This is a genomic window from Nocardia sp. NPDC060220 (assembly GCF_042727815.1).
Taxonomy (GTDB): Bacteria; Actinomycetota; Actinomycetes; order Mycobacteriales; family Mycobacteriaceae; genus Nocardia.
The window spans coordinates 1-1090 of record NZ_JBHWZY010001373.1; the positions used below are offsets into that span (position 1 = coordinate 1).

Annotated in this window: 1 protein-coding gene; it reads left to right on the forward strand. The window is 70.3% G+C overall.

Annotated elements, in window-relative coordinates; translation table 11 throughout:
• The coding region (gene murF, locus ACFWF3_RS36870) for a UDP-N-acetylmuramoyl-tripeptide--D-alanyl-D-alanine ligase (protein WP_379318882.1) at positions 1-1052 on the forward strand (1052 nt) is incomplete at its 5' end.
• Positions 1053-1090: the final 38 nt, after the last annotated feature.

Consider the following 1090-nt stretch of genomic DNA (forward strand, 5'->3'; position numbering starts at 1 on the left):
CCGTGCTGGCGCCGCTGGGTCCGGTCATCGCCCCGCCGGGCTCGTTCAACAGCGAACTCGGCCACCCGTGGACGGCCCTGCGCGCCGGTCTGGACACCAAGTTTCTCGCGCTCGAACTGTCGGCTCGCGGTGTCGGCCACATCGCCGCCGCGGCCCGCATCGCACCGCCGCGGATCGGTGTCGTGCTCAATGTCGGCACCGCCCACCTCGGCGAATTCGGGAGCCGCGAGGCGATCGCGCAAGCCAAGGGCGAGCTCGTCGAGGCGCTGCCCGCCGAGGGGCTGGCGGTGCTCAACGCCGACGACCCCAATGTCTCGGCCATGGCGTCGCGCACCAAGGCACGCGTGGTGAAGGTCGGGCTGTCCGGCGACGCGGACATCCGCGCCACCGACGTGATCACCGACGACCAGGCCCGCGCCCACTTCACCCTGCACGTGGGCGGCGAATCGATCCCGGTGCGACTGGCTGTGCACGGCGAACACCAGGTCGGCAACGCCCTGGCCGCCGCTGCCGTCGCTCTCGAATGCGGCGCCGACCTGGCGACCGTCGCCCAGGCGCTGTCCGGCGCCACCGCGGCCTCGGTCCGCCGGATGGACGTGACGACCACCCCTGCGGGCGTCACTGTCATCAACGACTCCTACAACGCCAACCCCGACTCGGTGCGCGCGGCGCTCAAAGCGCTGGTCACTCTCGCGAAATCGGCTGACGAGCCCCGGCGCAGCTGGGCCGTGCTCGGCGAAATGGGCGAACTCGGCGACACCTCGGTGATCGAACACGACGCGATCGGACGCCTGGCCGTGCGCCTCGACGTCGACCGGTTGATCGTGGTCGGCACCGGACGACCCTCCCACGGCATGCACCAGGGAGCGGTGATGGAAGGCTCATGGGGCGAGGAATCGATCCTCGTTCCCGATATCGACGCGGCGATCGCGCTGCTCGACGACGAGATCGCCGCAGGCGATGTGGTACTGGTCAAGGCGTCGAAGGCGGTGGGCCTGTGGGCCGTCGCCGAGCACCTGACCGGGGCAGCGGAAGGTAATACAGCTCGATGAGGCAAATTCTGTTCGCGGCGGGGATCGCACTGGCGGTG